Annotated in this window: 18 protein-coding genes; 4 read left to right on the top strand and 14 right to left on the bottom strand. The window is 38.9% G+C overall.

The window, feature by feature from the left end:
- Positions 1–353 precede the first annotated feature (353 nt).
- Positions 354–734, top strand: a complete 381-nt coding sequence (locus BUA76_RS17320) for a hypothetical protein (protein WP_072886036.1) — start codon at positions 354–356, stop codon at positions 732–734.
- Between the two features lie 122 nt (positions 735–856).
- Here the strand turns inward: BUA76_RS17320 and BUA76_RS17315 are convergent, their stop codons facing one another.
- The 3 genes from BUA76_RS17315 to tsaD are packed head-to-tail and all read right to left on the bottom strand — an operon-like array spanning position 857 to position 2,966.
- Entirely contained in the window at positions 857–1,561 is a 705-nt protein-coding gene (locus BUA76_RS17315) for an RsmE family RNA methyltransferase (RefSeq protein WP_072886035.1), read from the bottom strand.
- Positions 1,558–1,953 (bottom strand): hypothetical protein, encoded by a 396-nt coding sequence (locus BUA76_RS17310; protein ID WP_072886034.1) that lies wholly within the window; start codon positions 1,951–1,953, stop codon positions 1,558–1,560. The genes BUA76_RS17315 and BUA76_RS17310 overlap by 4 nt, the downstream gene beginning before the upstream one ends.
- Positions 1,950–2,966 (bottom strand): tRNA (adenosine(37)-N6)-threonylcarbamoyltransferase complex transferase subunit TsaD, encoded by a 1,017-nt coding sequence (gene tsaD / locus BUA76_RS17305; protein WP_072886033.1) that lies wholly within the window; start codon positions 2,964–2,966, stop codon positions 1,950–1,952. Before tsaD ends, BUA76_RS17310 begins: the two co-directional genes overlap by 4 nt.
- A gap of 4 nt (positions 2,967–2,970) precedes the next feature.
- On the opposite strand from tsaD, the gene BUA76_RS17300 reads away from it, so the two are divergent.
- From BUA76_RS17300 to BUA76_RS17290, 3 genes are all read left to right on the top strand, one after another.
- Positions 2,971–7,767, top strand: a complete 4,797-nt coding sequence (locus BUA76_RS17300; RefSeq protein ID WP_072886032.1) for a translocation/assembly module TamB domain-containing protein — start codon at positions 2,971–2,973, stop codon at positions 7,765–7,767.
- A 134-nt stretch (positions 7,768–7,901) separates the two neighbouring features.
- Positions 7,902–8,372 carry an Lrp/AsnC family transcriptional regulator gene (locus BUA76_RS17295; RefSeq protein WP_029298841.1) on the top strand — a complete coding sequence of 157 codons (471 nt, stop codon included), beginning with the start codon at positions 7,902–7,904 and terminating at the stop codon, positions 8,370–8,372.
- Positions 8,373–8,440: 68 nt separating this feature from the next.
- Positions 8,441–8,818 (top strand): hypothetical protein, encoded by a 378-nt coding sequence (locus BUA76_RS17290; protein ID WP_072886031.1) that lies wholly within the window; start codon positions 8,441–8,443, stop codon positions 8,816–8,818.
- 172 nt (positions 8,819–8,990) lie between these two features.
- Here BUA76_RS17290 and BUA76_RS17285 read toward each other — a convergent pair whose 3' ends face one another.
- The 11 genes from BUA76_RS17285 to BUA76_RS17235 form a co-directional block, all read right to left on the bottom strand.
- On the bottom strand, positions 8,991–9,935 hold the full coding sequence (locus tag BUA76_RS17285) for a transketolase family protein (protein ID WP_072886030.1): 945 nt from the start codon (positions 9,933–9,935) through the stop codon (positions 8,991–8,993).
- A gap of 53 nt (positions 9,936–9,988) precedes the next feature.
- Positions 9,989–10,840 carry a transketolase gene (locus BUA76_RS17280; protein ID WP_072886029.1) on the bottom strand — a complete coding sequence of 284 codons (852 nt, stop codon included), beginning with the start codon at positions 10,838–10,840 and terminating at the stop codon, positions 9,989–9,991.
- A 241-nt stretch (positions 10,841–11,081) separates the two neighbouring features.
- The gene (locus BUA76_RS17275) at positions 11,082–12,521 is read right to left on the bottom strand and encodes a sodium:solute symporter (RefSeq protein WP_072886028.1); all 1,440 of its coding nucleotides are present in this window, start codon (positions 12,519–12,521) and stop codon (positions 11,082–11,084) included.
- A gap of 142 nt (positions 12,522–12,663) precedes the next feature.
- Complete coding sequence (locus BUA76_RS17270; RefSeq protein ID WP_178337360.1) at positions 12,664–12,963, bottom strand: GNAT family N-acetyltransferase; 300 nt, start codon at positions 12,961–12,963, stop codon at positions 12,664–12,666.
- 1 nt (position 12,964) lies between these two features.
- On the bottom strand, positions 12,965–13,363 hold the full coding sequence (locus BUA76_RS17265; protein WP_072886027.1) for an OsmC family protein: 399 nt from the start codon (positions 13,361–13,363) through the stop codon (positions 12,965–12,967).
- The gene (locus BUA76_RS17260) at positions 13,363–13,581 is read right to left on the bottom strand and encodes a (4Fe-4S)-binding protein (protein WP_072886026.1); all 219 of its coding nucleotides are present in this window, start codon (positions 13,579–13,581) and stop codon (positions 13,363–13,365) included. The genes BUA76_RS17265 and BUA76_RS17260 overlap by 1 nt, the downstream gene beginning before the upstream one ends.
- A gap of 87 nt (positions 13,582–13,668) precedes the next feature.
- On the bottom strand, positions 13,669–14,202 hold the full coding sequence (locus tag BUA76_RS17255; protein WP_072886025.1) for an NADPH-dependent FMN reductase: 534 nt from the start codon (positions 14,200–14,202) through the stop codon (positions 13,669–13,671).
- Positions 14,203–14,217: 15 nt separating this feature from the next.
- Positions 14,218–15,120, bottom strand: a complete 903-nt coding sequence (locus tag BUA76_RS17250) for a pirin family protein (RefSeq protein WP_072886024.1) — start codon at positions 15,118–15,120, stop codon at positions 14,218–14,220.
- 63 nt (positions 15,121–15,183) lie between these two features.
- On the bottom strand, positions 15,184–15,495 hold the full coding sequence (locus tag BUA76_RS17245) for a GNAT family N-acetyltransferase (RefSeq protein WP_072886041.1): 312 nt from the start codon (positions 15,493–15,495) through the stop codon (positions 15,184–15,186).
- A gap of 147 nt (positions 15,496–15,642) precedes the next feature.
- Complete coding sequence (locus tag BUA76_RS17240) at positions 15,643–16,518, bottom strand: pirin family protein (protein ID WP_072886023.1); 876 nt, start codon at positions 16,516–16,518, stop codon at positions 15,643–15,645.
- Positions 16,519–16,810: 292 nt separating this feature from the next.
- Positions 16,811–18,214 (bottom strand): MFS transporter, encoded by a 1,404-nt coding sequence (locus tag BUA76_RS17235; RefSeq protein WP_072886022.1) that lies wholly within the window; start codon positions 18,212–18,214, stop codon positions 16,811–16,813.
- Between the last annotated feature and the right edge of the window lie 13 nt (positions 18,215–18,227).

Genomic DNA, 18,227 nt, shown 5'->3' with positions numbered 1-18,227 from the left:
AAAAGTAGAAATTGAGTTCGGATTGCATGCTTTAGCCCACAATTTAAGAAAGAGAGTCGCCTAATAAGCCATTTTCAATGATCGCAAAGAAAATTCCAAAATAATTTGAATAACAATAATATCAAAAAATGAAGCCGAATCGTGAAATGAGACGGCTTCTTTGTGTTTTATAAAGCAACAACGTTTTTATTAAAGAAATATTTATTTTTTTTTAGTAAGCATTTTACCATAAGAATAGAATATCATCTATGGCATAATTACTTAAATTTACCAAAGAAGATCACTCAGAATGCTCAGATAACGGATTATTTGTATCGGGCAGACGGAGTGAAAGTGAAGAGCTCTTTGGAGGGTTGCAGACAGATTATCTGGATGGTTTCCAGTATAAATTTACCTATGCCTGGGAAGATGAAACGGGAGCCACCACCAATGATGGAATCAAGCTGAGGATCATCCCGACCTCGGAAGGGTATTATGACACATTGTTGCGGTTGTATGTTTACAATTATGTAGATCATCTGGGGAATGTACGAATCGGCTATGCAGATTCAGACCATGACGGAACGATAAGAGGAAGGGATACAAGGGTCTCGAATTGTTATCCTACGGGAGACGGAGGCATGGCCTGCACCGATTCTTTCATTCCTGGAGAGATTGTTTCGAACAATACATACTATCCTTTTGGGACGCTGATTGATCACAATGCTCAGGCATTGAGTGAAAATACTTATTGATGAATCTCAACGTACCAGCAGAAAACTACCGCTCTGGCGCATTTGTCGTCCGTAAGCAGATAACAAAAACAACCGCTTTTGCGGTGAATTATTATAAAGCAACATTTTCTATCAGATAAACCTCACCGAAAATTCTGTAAATTGCCATAATTCCAAGCCGCTACAAAAATTCCCGCTGTTTCAGTTCTTAGCCGCTGATTGCCTAAAGAAACAGCTTTCACATCATGATCAGCTAATAATTTGATCTCCTTTTCAGAAAAATCACCTTCAGGGCCGATGAGGAAAGTCATCTGGTCAAGTTTAGGGATCTCGTTTAAGGCAATCCGGTGAAGATTTTCGTGGCAGTGAGCCACAAATGTATGCTCGGAACTGATCGTCTTTAAAAAATCCTGGAGTTTAATGCTGTCATTAATAACCGGAAAATGAAACCTCAGGCTTTGCTTGGATGCGGCAATTGCCTGTTTTCTCAGTTTGTCGATATTCAGGTTTTTACGTTCCGTTTTTTCAGTTTGTAAAATAGTAATTTCAGAAATTCCCATTTCTACGGCTTTTTCTGTAAAAAACTCAATACGGTCGATATTTTTCGTAGGAGCAATGGCGATGTGCAGTTGAGGATGAAAATCCGGCAGTCCGGTTTTAATTTCATCAACCGAGATCATTGCTTTTTTACCTTCAATCATCAGTTTTCCGAAAGCAAGATTTCCTTTTCCGTCGGTTATATAAATTTCTTCATCTTCCTTCATCCGAAGCACCTTTACAATGTGCTGCTGTTCTTCGTCATTGATCGTTACTCGGTTTCCTTCAATTTTTCCGTAGAATAGTTTCATACATCTTGCGTTAAAAAAGCAACTCCTGTTTTTATGGTCGTGTAAATATCCGTATCACAATTTCGGTAAGAACAAATGTATATTTCTTCGATCCAATGGTTATTAAGATAAATCAGATTTAAATATTCCTGTTTTCTTAAATTGTTTTTAATGGATAAATAATCTCCTTCTTTGGGTTCGTAGGGAAAGCTGAAAATATTTTCAGCATTTATTTTTTGTATAATTTCATCTTTTACGTCCTGGATATATCCCGTTTCGGAGCTGGACGGAAAATAATCTACGTAAAGCTCCGTAGCATCATTTTTTCCCGTAACCGTTTCTAAGATCCAATAATATTTTGAATTTTTCTTAGATTGTGTCCCTAATATTTTTTCTTCTAAAAGAATTTTCATAAATCGTATTTCGCCGTTGCACTGGTTCTCAAATCCGTAAACTCTCCTCGTTCAAACTTCAGCTGAGCTACCATCGCAATCATCGCGGCATTGTCGGTGGTGTACTCAAATTTCGGGATATAAATATTCCAGCCCAGTTTTTCATGGTTGTCCTGCATCGCTTTTCTCAAAGCTGAATTTGCAGAAACTCCGCCTGCAATGGCAACCTCATTAATATGTAAATCTTTCGCAGCCTTTTCAAGCTTGTTCATCAGGATTTCGATGATGGATTTCTGCACCGAAGCACAAAGATCATTAATATTATTTTTAATAAAATCCGGATCTTTTTTTACTTCTTTCTGAATAAAATACAATACCGAAGTTTTGATTCCGCTGAAAGAATAATCATATTGCTCCAGTTTGGGTTTATTAAATTTAAAGCTGTCCGGATTACCCTCTCTGGCAAGCTTGTCGATAATAGGCCCGGCAGGATAGTCAAGGTCGAAAGTTTTTCCGATTTTATCGAAAGCTTCACCTGCTGCGTCATCAGTTGTTTTCCCGATAATTTCCATATCAAAATAGTCTTTCACCAAAACGATCATCGTGTGTCCGCCGCTTACGGTAAGGCATAAAAAAGGAAATTTGGGCGGCATAGGATTTGCATCCTCAATGAAATGCGCTAAAATATGTGCCTGAAGGTGATTTACTTCGATCAGCGGAACGTCTAAGCTCATTGCCAAAGACTTAGCAAAGGAAGTTCCCACAAGAAGAGATCCCAAAAGGCCGGGGCCTCTGGTAAATCCTATCGCGGAAATTGCATTTTGTTGTATATTTGCTTTAGTTAGAGATTTTTCAACAACCGGAATGATATTCTGCTGGTGAGCACGTGATGCAAGCTCAGGAACAACACCACCATATTCTTTATGGATGGCCTGGTTTGCAGCAATGTTCGACAGAATAGAATTTCCCTTGATGATAGCTGCTGATGTATCGTCGCAGGACGATTCAATACCTAAAATTATAGAGTCGCTCATAATAATGGCAAAGTTAGAGAATAATAACGAGAATGAGAACAAAAAATCAGTAGCTGAAAACTTAGGTAATCAGGTACAAAAGGCCGTGGAAAACGCCGGAGAAAAAGTGAAGGGGACCGTAAAAGAAGCTTCTGAACTGGCTTCCGACGCCATTAAGCATCCGGTGGAAACGGCTGAAGAGTTCGGAAAACAGGCGGTGAAAGATGTTACCAGTTATTCATGGTGGGCGCGTTTGCTTTTGATTCTTTTCTGGCTGGGCCTCGGCCTTGTTGCTGCCATTTTTATTGCAATAAACCTACCCGTTACCAAACAATGGGCTGCCGATCAGGCGCTGCAGGTCGTAAACAGGGACTTCAAAGCCCAGATGTCAACAGAAAGCGTTGAGGTTAATTTTTTCGGAAACGTTAAGGTTAAAGGCTTAAAAATCAAAGATTACAAAGGCTACGATTTTATCCAGTCCAAAGAATTTATTGCCAATTCAAACTGGCTTTCTTTATTTAGCAACATTACCAAAAACAATTCGCTAAGTTTTAATTCCCTTACGCTAAAAAATGCCGATGTAAAAGTTATTACTTATAAAGGCGACAGCATTTCAAATTTTATCCGTTTCACGCAGTTGTTCGACAGCGGTAAAAAAAGAGATCCCAACAAACCTCCTTTTCAGCTGGATTCAAGACTGCAGATCCTTGATTCTAAAGTTTCCATTGTGAATTTAAATTCTCCGGGAGAAAAAGGAAAATGGTTAACGGCAACCCACTTTAATCTCAAAGCACCGAATGTAAAAGTTAACGGTAGAAATATTTCGGCACTGATCAACAATATGTCCTTTACGACCAAACGATGGGGCAAATCTCATTTTGTGGATACATTCTCTACAGAGCTTTCCATGACACCGGATTATCTTTCGTTAAAAGATCTGACGTTAAATACAGATCATTCGCTTTTACAGGGTGATATAAAATTTAATCTTCATGATGACGGTTCCTGGGCAGATTTTGCCGACAAAGTAAAATGGGAAATGAACCTCATCCAGGGAAGTCAGCTGAGTGGTTACGATATCAGCTATTTCGTGACCAACTGGGATAATTTCAAGCCGTTTAATATTTCCGGAAAAATGGCCGGTCCGCTGAATAATTTCAGATTGGATCATTTCCTGATCAGAAATCCGGATGTGAATATCGCAACTAAAACTATGAAAGTTGACAGATTGTTAAAAGGCAACTTTTTAATCGAAACCCCGGATCTTTCAGCAGATTTTACCTATAAAGATCTTAAAGCCATGATGCCCTCATTCATTGCTGTAAAAATGAAAAACTTCGCGGATGATTTCGGCAAACTAAAATACAATGGAACGGCAAGTGTTAATCCGAATAAGGTATATGTTGCCAACGGGAACCTCATTACCGGAATCGGGCAGGCTAAAATTACTCAGTTTTCATTAACAGAGTACAGCTCATCAATGCCAAAATACGTCGGAATTGCTGAAGTGAAAGACTTAAACACTTCTGTGATCACAAAAAATAAATCAGTAGGTTTAATTTCCGGAAGATTTGATATTAATGGGCAGAGTTTCGATGTTAACACCATGAAACTGACAACAAAGTCAAGGATTACCAGCGTTGAAATCATGAATAAAGAAATCAACAACGTCTATCTGGAAGGTCTTCTTGATCATAAAAAATACAACGGACTCATCACCGTGAATGATGAACAGGCAAAAGCCAATATCAAAGGATTAATTGATTTCAGCACGTCAAGAATTTCAATGAATGTAAATGCTGATGTGAATTACCTGAACATGAATTATTTTACCAATACTCCCGGAACCCAGATCGTAAGCGGACAGGTGAATGGTAAAATGTCAATGTCTTCCATTAACGACCTTACGTTAGATGTAGAAGCCAACAGAATTGGTTTTGCGACAGCCACACAGAAATATTATATTCCGACAGCCAAACTGAAAACATTCATGGAAAACGGAGGCCGGGTAATTGATGTGGATGCGCCGGGAGCTGTAAACGGAAAAGTATCAGGTAGATACAATCTTGGAGATCTTGCAGGAATGGTAGAAAACGGCTTAAACAAAATTCTCGTAGGTCCAGCTCCAAGAAAGATGTACAGAGGCCAGAGCTTTGCCATGGATTTTGATGTGCAGCAGGGTTTGGTAAGCTACTTCCTTCCGGATCTTAAATTACCGCAAGGTGCAAAAGTGGAAGGGCAGTACGACGGAAATTCCAATAATCTGATTTTGAATCTTGATGCGGCTTCTTTAAAATATATCATGACCAAAACCCGTGAAATTACTGATGCAGACCGGGCTATTGCAGCTGCCAATCCTGCCTATACCATTAATGAAAGAGATAATGTGACCAGGGACAGCGCAATGGTAGACAGTGTGATGGTGAGAATCAATACGGCCAATCTTGATGAACAGATTTTTGCCAGAATCAACAGACTGCAGTACAATAAAAATATCCTCAAAGATGTTACCTTAAGCGGAAGAAACGAAAACAATACCCTTCTCCATTTAGCGGCAAAATTCAAACACGGAAGTCCTGAAGATGAGCTTGATGATACAATGAAGGAATACGCCATTAATGTCAATCAGTCTACCAATGCGGGAGGAGATTTTATATTCAGATTTGAGCCTACTGAAGTTAAATTTAATGAAGTAACATGGGCTATTGATACAAGTCCTGAACTTAATCATTCCATTACCTACCGTAAAAAGGAGAAAGATTTTGACATCAGGAATCTGAGAATTTATTCTGATAATAGTTCATTACTTGTTAAGGAAGCGCAATTCAAATCAGCAAAAGATTTTTATCTGGATGCGGAGGTCAACGATTTCTCCATAGAAAAGCTTCTGGAAATGCAGCCGGGAGGAAATGCAATGAATATTAAAGGCCTCGCCAACGGTAGTGTGCAGATTCGTATGGATAAAAGCACGCTTCAGCCTTTAGTGGATATGACGATTGATGATATCATGATGAACGGAAATGATATGGGAGACATTACAATTTCTGCTACCAACGGATTTTCCCTGAATGTTTATGATGTGGATATCAGGGTGAACTCTGCGGGAGTGATAGGGAATAACAGTCTTCATGTAACCGGAACCGTCAATAACAATACCTCTTCGCCTACAATAGACCTTACAGCAGAAATGCGGGATTTTGATATTGCTTTTGCGCAGCAGTTTGTAACCACTGTTTTTGGAAATTTACGGGGAAAAGCTACCGGAGATCTTAAAATCAGCGGTAAATTCAGTAACCTGGATTACAGCGGTGATATTGCTTTAAAAGGCTTCGGGCTTAAACTTTTATTTACCGGAGTTGATTATTCTTTTGACGATACGGTAATTCCGCTTAGTAAAGGTCTGGCCATCCTGAATAATATTGGGGTTCGCGACGGAAGAACAAATTCCAGCGGAAATATTTCGGGGGCAATTCAGTTTGAAACGCTTTCTTCAATGGGAGTCAACCTGGTAATGAGAGCAGACAATCTATTGGTTCTCAATACCACTCAAAAGGATTATGATCTTTTCTGGGGAAGGGTTTACGGACAGGGAGATCTCTATGTGGATGGGCCGGTTTCGGGTCTCAGCCTTTCGACGCCGAACATGAAAGCACTGAGCGGAAGTACTTTTACTTTCAATTCAGGATCTACTTCCAATGTTGAAGAGTTTAAAATGCTGAGGTTCCTTAAAGAAGGGAAAGATGGCCTGGTAACATTAGAAGATAAGAAAAAATCCGGAGCCAATATGAATATCGATTTTGCGCTCGATGTTGATAAAGGAACTACGGTAAATGTTCTGATTGGTGATGAGGTAGGAAATATCACGGTAAAAGGTGCTGCAGAGAAACTACGCTTCCAGATGAGCAGACAGGGAAATATTGCCATGAACGGAATGTATAAAGTGGAGAACGGAACTTTTGTTTCGAAAGCCATCCTTAATAAGACCTTCCAGATTGAAAAAGGAAGCAGTATCCGCTGGGACGGTGATGCCATGAAACCCGCGCTGGATATTACAGCCAATTATGTAAGAATGGTTTCAAATGCCGGGGATTATCTCAACATGGGAAGTCTTCAGCCTATCAGTATTTTGCTGCAGGCCAATATTACACAGTCTCTTGTTGATCCTCAGGTTGAGCTTGATGTTACCGCTCTGGATGTTTCAAGCCAGGTTAAAGAAACATTAGCCGCAAAAATGAGCCAGGAAGGAGAGAAGGTATTGCAGTTCGGATCAGTATTGCTTTTAAACAGTTTTAATGTTTCCAGAACCGGCGGTGTAGATGTTGATGTGGCAGGTGTTGCTGAATCTTCGGGATATAATATTCTTTTAAAACAGTTAGGTTCTGTGCTGAATACAATGAGTAATGAATTCCAGATTGACCTTAATTATGTGAAAGGAGACCAGTATTCCAACACAGGAGACCGTGCCAATGCGGGGGTGAGTTTTGCCCTTTCTCCAAGGATAAAAGTGAAAACCGGTTTGGGAATTCCTCTTACCAAAACTGAAAATACAGAAGCCAATTATCTTTCGGGAGAAGGAACCATTGAATATGACATTTCAAAAAAGAATGACGGAAGCCTGGTGTTAAGAGGATATTCCAAACCTTCCAATATCGGTGTCATTAATGGTGCAGGCTCAAACGGTACTGCCAATCAGGCTTATGGGGGAGGTATCGTGTGGAGTAAGAGCTTTAATTCTTTATTCAAAAAGAAGAAAAAAGTAAAAAATGCACCTGATGATAAAACAGTAATAAAAACAGATTCTGTAAAATCAACTACGAAATAATTCTAAATTTATAATGATTTTTCTCATATGTGTTAATTATTGTTAATATTTGATATAATTTTTTTAGTTAAATTATTTTTTATAAATTTGTAAAAAATACATTGTTTTTTTAAGAAAATTGTAATTTAACTAATATGAACTATCAACTGGACGAAATAGACAAGAAAATTCTTGATTTCTTAGTAGAAAACACAAGAATGCCTTTTACAGAAATTGCAAAACAGATGGATGTTTCCGCTGGTACAATTCACGTAAGAGTGAAAAAGATGGAGGATGCAGGTATTATTTTGGGATCATCTCTTAACATCGATTATGGAAAATTAGACTATCATTTTACAGCTTTCATAGGAATTCTTCTTACGAAATCAAACAGAACACAGGAGGTTTTGAAAGAGTTGTCAACTATTCCTAATGTAATCGAAGCAAGCGTTATTTCCGGAAAATATAATATTTTCTGTAAAGTAAGAGCTAAAAATACGGACGATGCAAAAAGAATTATCTATCAGATCGATGATATTCAGGATGTAATGAGAACGGAGAGTATGATTTCCATGGAAGAATATTTAAGTGACAAAAACAGACTGATCAACGCGATTTCCGTATAATTGTTTTTCAAAACAAATTATATAAAAGAACTTATGAAATCTCTCATAAGTTCTTTATTTTTGTACCTATGGAAGAATACAGCTACTTTGACGAAGATCCTAAAAAAGGATGGGGCTTTATCCTCGCATTTGCAGCCCTGATGTTATTTACCCTCATGGGGTTCGGGATTGATCTTGACGAATATTTGCAGCATGAATACCTTAATATCCCAAGATGGTATTTCTTTGTAATTTTTGCCGTTGACGCTCTAATGGCGATCAGCCTGGTGCTGATGTTCTTTTACAGAAAAATAGGGATTTTTGCCTTCCCCGTACTGCTTGTTTTACACTTCTTTATGCATAATTATTACCTGTCTACGTTCCTGTATACGGATGTCACCAATCTTTTTCTCTTCACGGGTTTCGGAATGCTGGCCATTATTCCGAAATGGAAGTTTTTCAGGTAATTCTTATAAAAGATAAAGAGATTAATAATATTAGTATCCTGAGCTTATCGAAGGAAGCCCGCTTTTTCATTTATATGATCAAATGGCTTAGCCAAAACTTAAATGAAATCCGAACGGATATTCAATAAAAAAGTCCTCAGCAATGAGGACTTTTTCAATATGATCTTTATATTTAAGCTAAAATTCTTTTTACCGCTTCTTTTACCGCAGCTGAATCAATCTTATATTTTTTCATCAGCTCAGCGGGTGTCGCAGACTCTCCGAAGGTATCATTCACCGCTACGAACTCCTGTTTGGTTGGTCTTCTTCTGGCAAGCATCCCGGCAATAGATTCTCCCATTCCTCCAAGATAATTATGTTCCTCAGCTGTTACGATTTTTCCTGTTTTTTCAACTGATTTTAAGATGATTTCTTCATCAAGAGGCTTGATCGTGTGGATGTTGATTACTTCACAAGAGATGCCTTCTTTTTCAAGCTCATCTGCAGCAACTAAAGATTCCCAAACCAGGTGGCCTGTTGCAACAATGGTCACATCAGTTCCTTCCTGAAGCAAAATTCCTTTTCCGATCTCAAAAGGCATATCTTCAGGGATAAAAACCGGAACAGTTGGTCTTCCGAATCTTAAATAAACAGGACCTTCATGTTCAGCAATAGCAATGGTAGCGGCTTTGGTCTGGTTGTAATCGCAAGGGTTGATTACCGTCATTCCGGGAAGCATCTTCATCATTCCGATGTCTTCCAAAACCTGATGCGTTGCACCATCTTCCCCTAAAGTAAGACCCGCGTGAGAAGCACATATTTTAACGTTTTTATTGGAATAAGCGATAGACTGACGAATCTGGTCATACACTCTGGAAGTGGAAAAGTTTGCGAAAGTTCCCGTAAAAGGAATTTTTCCCGTAATGCTTAATCCTGCGGCAAGTCCCATCATATTCGCTTCAGCGATACCTACCTGGAAGAATCTTTCAGGAGCTTTTTCAATGAATTTCTCCATTTTCAGAGATCCGATAAGGTCTGCACAAAGTGCAACAACATTTGGGTTTTTATCTGCAAGCTCAGCCAATCCGGCTCCGAATCCTGAACGTGTATCTTTTTTTTCTGTATATGTAAATTTCATTTTTTCTAATTATTAATTAAGATTACTTATTATCAATTACTCATTACTTATAATTAATAATCAGCCGGAGCTTCTAAATAGAGTTGTTTGAAAGCCGTATCCAATTGCTCGTCATTCGGTGCTTTTCCGTGCCATGCGTGGGTTCCCATCATGTAATCTACTCCGTTGCCCATAATAGTGTGAAGGATAATAGCAACAGGTTTTCCTTTTCCTGTTTCGGTTTTTGCTTTTTCAAGAATGGCAATTACCGCTTCAAGATCGTTGCCGTTTTTCTCTTCAAGAACCGTCCAACCGAAAGCTTCAAGTTTAGCATGAAGATTTCCTAATGAAAGCACGTTGTCTGTACTTCCGTCAATTTGCTGTCCGTTATAATCAATAGTAGAAATGATATTGTCAACTTTTTTAGAAGCCGCATACATAAAAGCTTCCCAGTTTTGTCCCTCCTGCAATTCTCCGTCTCCCTGTAAAGTGTATACCAAAGAATGATCTCCGTCTAATTTCTTACCCTGAGCTGCACCTAGAGCAACGGAAAGTCCCTGTCCCAAAGAACCTGAAGCCACTCTGATCCCCGGTAGGCCTTCGTGAGTAGTAGGGTGCCCCTGCAATCTGGAATCTAATTTTCTGAAAGTTCTTAATTCATCCGCCGGAAAAAATCCGAACCTTGCCAAAGTAGAATAGAATACCGGAGAAATGTGTCCGTTCGAAAGATAGAAATGGTCTTCGTTTTTACCTTCCATCGTGAAAGGAAGTTTATAGTTCATTACCTTTCCGTAAAGGGCTGTAAAAAATTCGGTACAACCTAAGCTTCCACCTGGATGACCGGAATTCACAGCGTGAACCATTCTTAAAATGTCTCTTCTGATTTGCGTAGTAAGAGATTTCAACTCTTCGATGCTTTTACTCATTGCTTAGAATTTATATGCACACAAATCTACAATTTTTTAGTGGCTTACGGAAATGTAAAAACCCGGATTTGTGTCCGGATTTTAATCTTTTAACGTATTTTTGATGATAAGTATTTTTTAATAAAGGTCAGCCAGTTTTATATGTGGTGATCTGATAAGGTATAATTTAAAATTTTTATCGTTGCCTTGATTTTCATTTCAAAATGATAAGTAAATGCTAATAAATATGAATAAAATTAAATTATTTTCTCCTGATCAGCCAAAGTCCTATGAAAGTAAGCAGGCCATTAATGATTAACAGTTCCAGCCCGATTTTAAATTCCCCGAAAAGTTTTTCCTGATACTTGTCAATCAAGAAAGAAATCACCGGTGCAGCAATACAAACAAAAGGAACCAGTTTGTCCTGTACTTTATACTTGGTGAAAATCCCGAAAGCAAATAACCCTAAAAGGGGACCGTACGTAAATCCGGCAAGCTTAAGGATTAATCCTATCATTGAATTATCATTGATTACTTTAAAGATAATAACCATTACTAAAAATGACAAAGCAACCAAAAGGTGGATGTTTTTTCTGAATTTCTCTTTTTTACCGTCGTCCCAGTGTGTCCTCTCCCTCATCCCGAAAATATCAATGCAAAGCGATGAGGTAAGTGCCGTCATTGCACCGTCCGCACTTGGAAATAAAGCTGAAATCAAAGCAATAATAAAGATGATTGATATGAAGGGAGGCATATGATTCAGAGCGATATCAGGAAACAGCTGGTCACCCGCGCTGCTCACGCTTTCCTGCGCCCCGTAAAGATGAAGAAGCCCTCCCATATAAAGGAATAATGAAATAACGCCCAGTAAAATAAATCCTAAAGTCACCATATTTTTCTGAGAATCTTTCAGCCGGGTTACAGAAAGGCTTTTCTGCATCATTTCCTGATCAATTCCTGTCATGGTAATCGTAATAAAAGCTCCGGCCAGAATTTGTTTAATAAAGAAACTTTTCTGGTTCGGATCAAAATCGAAAATTTTTGTGTAGCCTTTTTCATTCATTGCCGTAAAGCTGTCGCCAATGCTCAATCCAAGATGGTTCAGCATATAAACCGTGCAGATGATCAACCCTAAAAGCATACAGGAAGTCTGCAGCGTATCTGTCCACACAATGGTTTTTACACCCCCTTCATACGTGTATAAAATAATCATTCCTAAGATAATAAGAGTAGTAACGATAAAAGGAACGCCCAGGCTGTCAAGAATAGAAACCTGCAGAATATTCACAACAAGGTATAATCTCGCTGTTGCACCCACCAGCCTTGAAACAATAAAAATCCACGCCCCGGATTTATAGGAAAGCTGTCCCATTCTCTGCTGAAGATAACCATAAATGGAGGTGAGTTTCAGCCTGTAATACAATGGCAGAAGGACATATGCAACAACAATGTAACCAATGAGATAGCCTAAGGTAATCTGTAAATAAGAGAACTTGTCATTTCCTACTGCTCCTGGAACACTCACAAAGGTAACTCCTGATAGAGATGTACCGATCATTCCAAAGGCAACAAGCATCCAATTACTTTTGCGGTTTCCTATGAAGAAACTTTCATTATCACTTCCTTTTCCGGTTCTGTAGGCTACCCAGAGCAGCAATGCAAAGTATATGATGATAATGGACAATAAAATGATCGGAGACATGTTCTGTTTAAATTAAAAATTTTAGCAAATATAGTTTTTTTATATTCCGCTCAAAAAAAATAAAAAACCTTCCGGATTGTCCCGAAAGGTAGTTTTTTAGAATTAAGGTTGAATTAATCTTAGCCTCGGCCTCAATCTCATTCTACGCCTGTGCCTGATTTACCAGCACATCCTGAATTTCCTCGTGTTTCTGGAAAGTAGCTTTTGCAAAAGGACACAGCGGAATAATGGTTTTCCCGTTTTTTCTTGCAAAATCTACCGCCGCCAGCAGCATTTCTTTGCCAACCCCTTTTCCGTTATAAGCTTCCTCAACTTCAGTGTGATCAATGATGAATCTTTCTTCTCCTGCCCAGGTATAGGTCATTAAACCAGCACGTTTACCGTCTATAAAGGCTTCAAAATTTCCGTTTTTTTCGTTGTTGCTATGTTTTACTTCAATCATATTATGAGAATTTGGTTAATATTTCAATATCGTTAGTCAGTATTTTATGGATGGGGCATGCATCTGCAATAGCTCTTAGTCTTTTGATCTGTTCTTCATCAAGAATAGTGCCTTCAAAAGTAATATCTCTTTTAAAAATTGCTCTTTTGGTTAAGGGAAAATTTTCAAGCTCAACTTCTACGCTGATGGTATCAATATTCCATTCTTTTCTGTCGATGTACATTCTGAGAGTAGCTGCAGTACAGCTGGCGAGCGATGTGGCAAGGATTTCAAAAGGATTGAAACCTTTGTTCCCGCCGCCTTTATCGACAGGCTCATCGGTGATGAGGGTATTTTCACCGGCGACAACTTCGGTGTAGTATTTTTCTTTGCCTAAGCTTGCTTTTACGGTTATAGCCATTATATTGTTTTATTGAATTTATAACTTAATGCTCCGGAAGGGCAGAGGTCAATTTGGTTTTTAAGTTCTTCTGCTGCCGCATTTTCAGGTTTCAGCCAGGGTCTTTCTTTAGGATTGTATACTTTAGGAAGTGTTTTTACGCAAACTCCTGCGTGAATACATTTTTTAGGCTGCCAGATAACTGTTATTTCTCCTGCTGCATATTCGTGTGTTTCCATTTCAATTCTAGTTTAAAGTTTTTTTATATTCTTCCGTCGGGAATCAATTATAATGGTTACTGAAAGCTTTTAATCTTCCTTTCGAAATCAGTTTCCGATCTGATTTTTAAAATTGAATATTTTATCTTTCAGGTCTTTCAGCATTCCAGGATCAATGACACCGGTTTCCATATCGAAATTCTCATAAAATTTCGGCAGTGAAAAAGTTTCTTTAACATCGGCCCCGAACTGCGGAAAAAATGTTTTTGCCGTATTCATTACATTTCCTCCGCCGTATCCTCCGGGAGAGGTAGACATCAGAAGCATCGGCTTGTTCTGAAAGACTTTTACGTTTATTCTTGATGCCCAGTCGAAGACATTTTTAAAAGCGGCACTGTATGATCTGTTGTGCTCCGCCAGCGAACAGATGATGGCATCACACTCTTCAATAACTTTTAAAAAATGATGAGCTTCATCCGGAAAGCCTTTCTTTTCGCGGTCTACAGAAAATACAGGCATGTCGAAGTCATTTAAATCAATCAGATTAATTTCATCACCCTGAAAATCCTTTAAGACAAATTTTACCAATTCCCTGTTAATGGATGTGGAAGAAGTGCTTCCTGCAAATGCTAATATTTTCATAGTTTATTTTTCTTCCTAAGGTTTTCTGTTTAAAATGGCTTTCGGCAACGGAACATAATCGTCTTCGTCTCCCGGAACTAATGGAAAAGCTTCGTGATTCTGGTCATTCCAGTTTACTTTTGCCTGCTCGATCCGTTCTCTGTCGGAATTTACAAAATTCCAGAATATAAAACGTTCTTCTTCGAAAGGTTCACCTCCGAAAAGATACACTGTTCCGTTTTCACTCATATCGAACTCGCAAAGCTTGGTATCTTTGGCGATCATGAGCTGTTTTGAACCGTAAGAATTTCCGTCTGTAGAAACTGTTCCGTCCAGTACATACATAGCTGCTTCACCATAAAGGTCTTTCCCGATGCTGATCTTTTGAGCCTCTTTTGTTTTAATTTCAATAAAAAACAATTTGCTGTGTACCGGAACCGGAGATTTTCTTCCGAAAGCTTCTCCTGCGATCAGTTTGTATTGTATCCCGTTTTCCTCCCAAACCGGGATTTCATCCGCTTCAGTATGGTGGAAACTAGGTTCGGATTGTTCGAGATGTTTTGGTAAGCCAACCCAGATCTGGAATCCGTGAAGTCTCTTGTCAGAATGCCGCAGATATTCCGGTGTTCTTTCCGAATGCACAACGCCTTTTCCGGCAGTCATCCAGTTAACGGCTCCGGGCTGAATTTCAATGGCACTTCCTACACTGTCTCTGTGAAAGATGGAGCCTTCCAGAAGATAGGTTAACGTGGAAAGACCAATATGCGGATGCGGTGGGACATCCAAATTTTGATAATCTTTCAATTCGGAAGGTCCCATGTGATCGATGAAAACGAAAGGTCCAACTGCTCTTTTTTCGCGGAAAGGTAAAAGTCTTCCCACCAGGAAGTTTCCTATATCAGCCGATTTTTCTTCTATAATAAGTCCGATATTTGACATGATAATTAATTTTTAAGAAGCTAAATGTATTTAAATTTTAATATGTTTTGAGTATTCACGAAATTAAATCTGATCGTATCCGTGGAATCTTTCGTCCACTACACGTTTCCATTCGGGATTTTTTCTGATGAATGACTGTATATAAGGACAAAAAGGAAGAGCCTTTTTATGATGGTCTTCGATATAGTGGAGAGTTTTTTCCACAACGGCCTCTGCAGCACCGGTTCCGGCAATAAGGAGATCGGCTTCCGTATGATTAAGAGCAATCTGGCTTCCCATCTGCCGATAATCGATGAATGCATAATTGCCATTCCATTCGATTTCAAATCGTTCTCCGGTATCTTGTAATGGAATATGTTGGAATGCTGGTTTCATAGTTTTGTTGTTAAATAAGAATAAGGCCATTGGGAAACTTATATTCTGAGTTCAGTCTATTTAAATGATAAAACAATGACGGAATTCTGTAAACAATTTCCATAAAAATAAGGAAAAATAATAAATTGATTTTGGTTTCAGGTTAAATTAATCCTCCAGATATCCAAATCTTCCGAGATTATAATCTTCAAAAGCCTGCATAATTTCATCCCTTGAATTCATCACAAAAGGACCGTGGGCATAAATCGGTTCGTTCAAAGCCATTCCGCTGATAATAAGGATGATGCTGTCCTCTTTGGCTTCAATTGTAAATGATTCACCTTCATTTTTAAACAAAATAAAATGATTCACCGGAATTTTTCCTTCATCATTGATATTGATGTTTCCTTCGATTACCAATGCTGCCGTATTAAAATCGGCCGGAAAACTAAAATCAGCTTTTCCGTCTTTTTTCAGTTTCGCATTCATCACATGAACCGAACTGAATGTTGAAGCCGGACCTTTCTGATCCTGATAGGTTCCTGCAATGATTTCGACAAACCCATTTTCACCAAGGTCAACTTTCTTCATATCACTGTTTCGTATGGCCTGGTATTTCGGGCAGCTCATTTTGTATACAGACGGAAGATTGACCCAAAGCTGCACCATCTGGAAAATTCCGCCGGTTTTGGCCCATTCTTTTTCATGATATTCTTTGTGAAGAACACCTTTAGCTGCGGTCATCCACTGTACATCACCTTCACCTATGATTCCGCCTCCGCCTGCACTGTCGTGGTGCTGTACTTGTCCCTGATAAGCTATGGTAACGGTTTCAAAGCCCCGGTGAGGATGCACGCCGACACCTCGCGGTTGATCTGTACCGTTAAAATGAAATTTTGCATTATAATCCAGCATAATGAAGGGATCCATTCTTTTCATATCTATGCCTTGTGTTCCCGGGATAAAATTATGTACTCTGAAGCCGTCACCCACAAAATGAGCGGGTTTCGGAGATATAATTTTTTCTACTTGTTTGGTTGTCATAATTGCTGGTGTTTAAAGCAAAGGTAAAACAAGTGAAAACGAGGTGCATTGATCTGTGGTAATATCAGGTTTAGTCGGTTTATCGAAAAATTTTAACTGCAAATCATTTTTGACACATAAGAGAATTTACTTTATCAGCTTTAAATAAAAAAGGAGAAAAATAAGTTTTGAAGATCAAGATTTTCATTTTATATAATATTATGTGCAAATTGGTGGTGTTTTATTCACAACGCTTTATTAATCTGCAAAATCTGTGTGATCTGAGCGAGATACTCTACAATTCATATCAAAATTATTCTTCCTTGGATTTCATATTTTTTCCATCCGAAATATGAAGCCTCCTGAAAACAAAACCTGAAATAATCGTAAGAATACCAATGGTAAGAAATGTATAGCGAAACGCATTATGAGGTTCACCATGAATAAGATCAGTATTTTCGAAAATCTTTAAAACAATCAGTCCGAAAGCAATTCCGAATCCGATGGCCAGCTGCTGATTGACGGATAAAAGTGAGTTTCCGCTGCTGGTCTGAAAATTACGAAGATCAGCAATGGAAATGGTATTCATTGAAGTAAACTGGATGGAGTTGAAAAATCCCAGTATGGCAATAATAGGTACAAACCAGTATAAAGAAGTATTAATGTCCGGAATGGCCAATAAGCAGATGAGGGTTCCTATGATAAAGGTATTGGTCATGAGCGTCTGCCGGTATCCGAATTTATCTAAGATTTTAATGACATATGATTTTCCGAAAATAGCCGTAAGAGCCATCGGTGCAATGATCCATCCGGAAGTAACGGCCGATTGCTTGTAGGCGATCTGAATCATAAGCGGTAACAACAATGGAACGGAACTGATTCCCAGTCTTGTCGCGAGGTTCCCTACGATTCCCACACGGAACGTTCTTACCTGAAATAGATTTAAAGGAAAAATAGGACTTTCGTCTCTTTTTGCATGACGGTAATAGTAATACATAAAAAGGAATCCCAAGATGAAAACGATAAGAACAGGAGTTGTATTCTGAAGGTCTCCGAAGAGCTCAAGAGAAACAGAAAGGAGGAGAGAGGCTGCTGCAAAGATCAGGAAGCCTTTCAAATCGAAATCAACACCTGCAGACTTGTAATTGGGCATAAATTTTAATCCCAAGATGATTCCCAGAATACCAATCGGGATGTTAATGAGAAAAATCCAGTGCCAGGAAAGGTAATCTACCATATAGCCTCCCACAAGCGGGCCGAGAACCGGACCGATCAATGCGGGGATAATAGCAAAGTTCATGGCTTTAAGCAATTCATTTTTGTCGAATGTTTTAATAAGCGCCAGTTTTCCAACGGGCGTCATTAGACTTCCGCCAATTCCCTGCAATACTCTTGAAATAACCAGGTGGGTAAGGTTTTGTGAAAGGGCACAGAAAAGTGAACCCAGACTGAATAATATGATGGAGGTAATAAAAACTTTTTTCGTTCCGAACCGGTCTGCCAGAAATCCGCTGGCCGGCATGAATACTGCCAACGTTAAAACATAGCTGATAATGGCATTCTGCATATTGAGAGGTGATTCCTTCAGGTCCCTTGCAATAGCCGGAAGTGAAGTGTTGAGTATAGTGGAGTCCAGCATCTGCATAAAAATTGCAGTTGCTAAGATCAGCGGTAATATTTTCTTTATCGAATTAGGTTGCGAAACGGCTTCTGACATGTTGCTGATTATT

Origin of the sequence: Chryseobacterium takakiae (genome assembly GCF_900129385.1) — a bacterium.
Classification (GTDB): Bacteria; Bacteroidota; Bacteroidia; order Flavobacteriales; family Weeksellaceae; genus Chryseobacterium; species Chryseobacterium takakiae.
The sequence above is the reverse complement of the archived record's forward strand: the minus strand, read 5'-3'. Positions and strand labels throughout refer to the sequence as shown.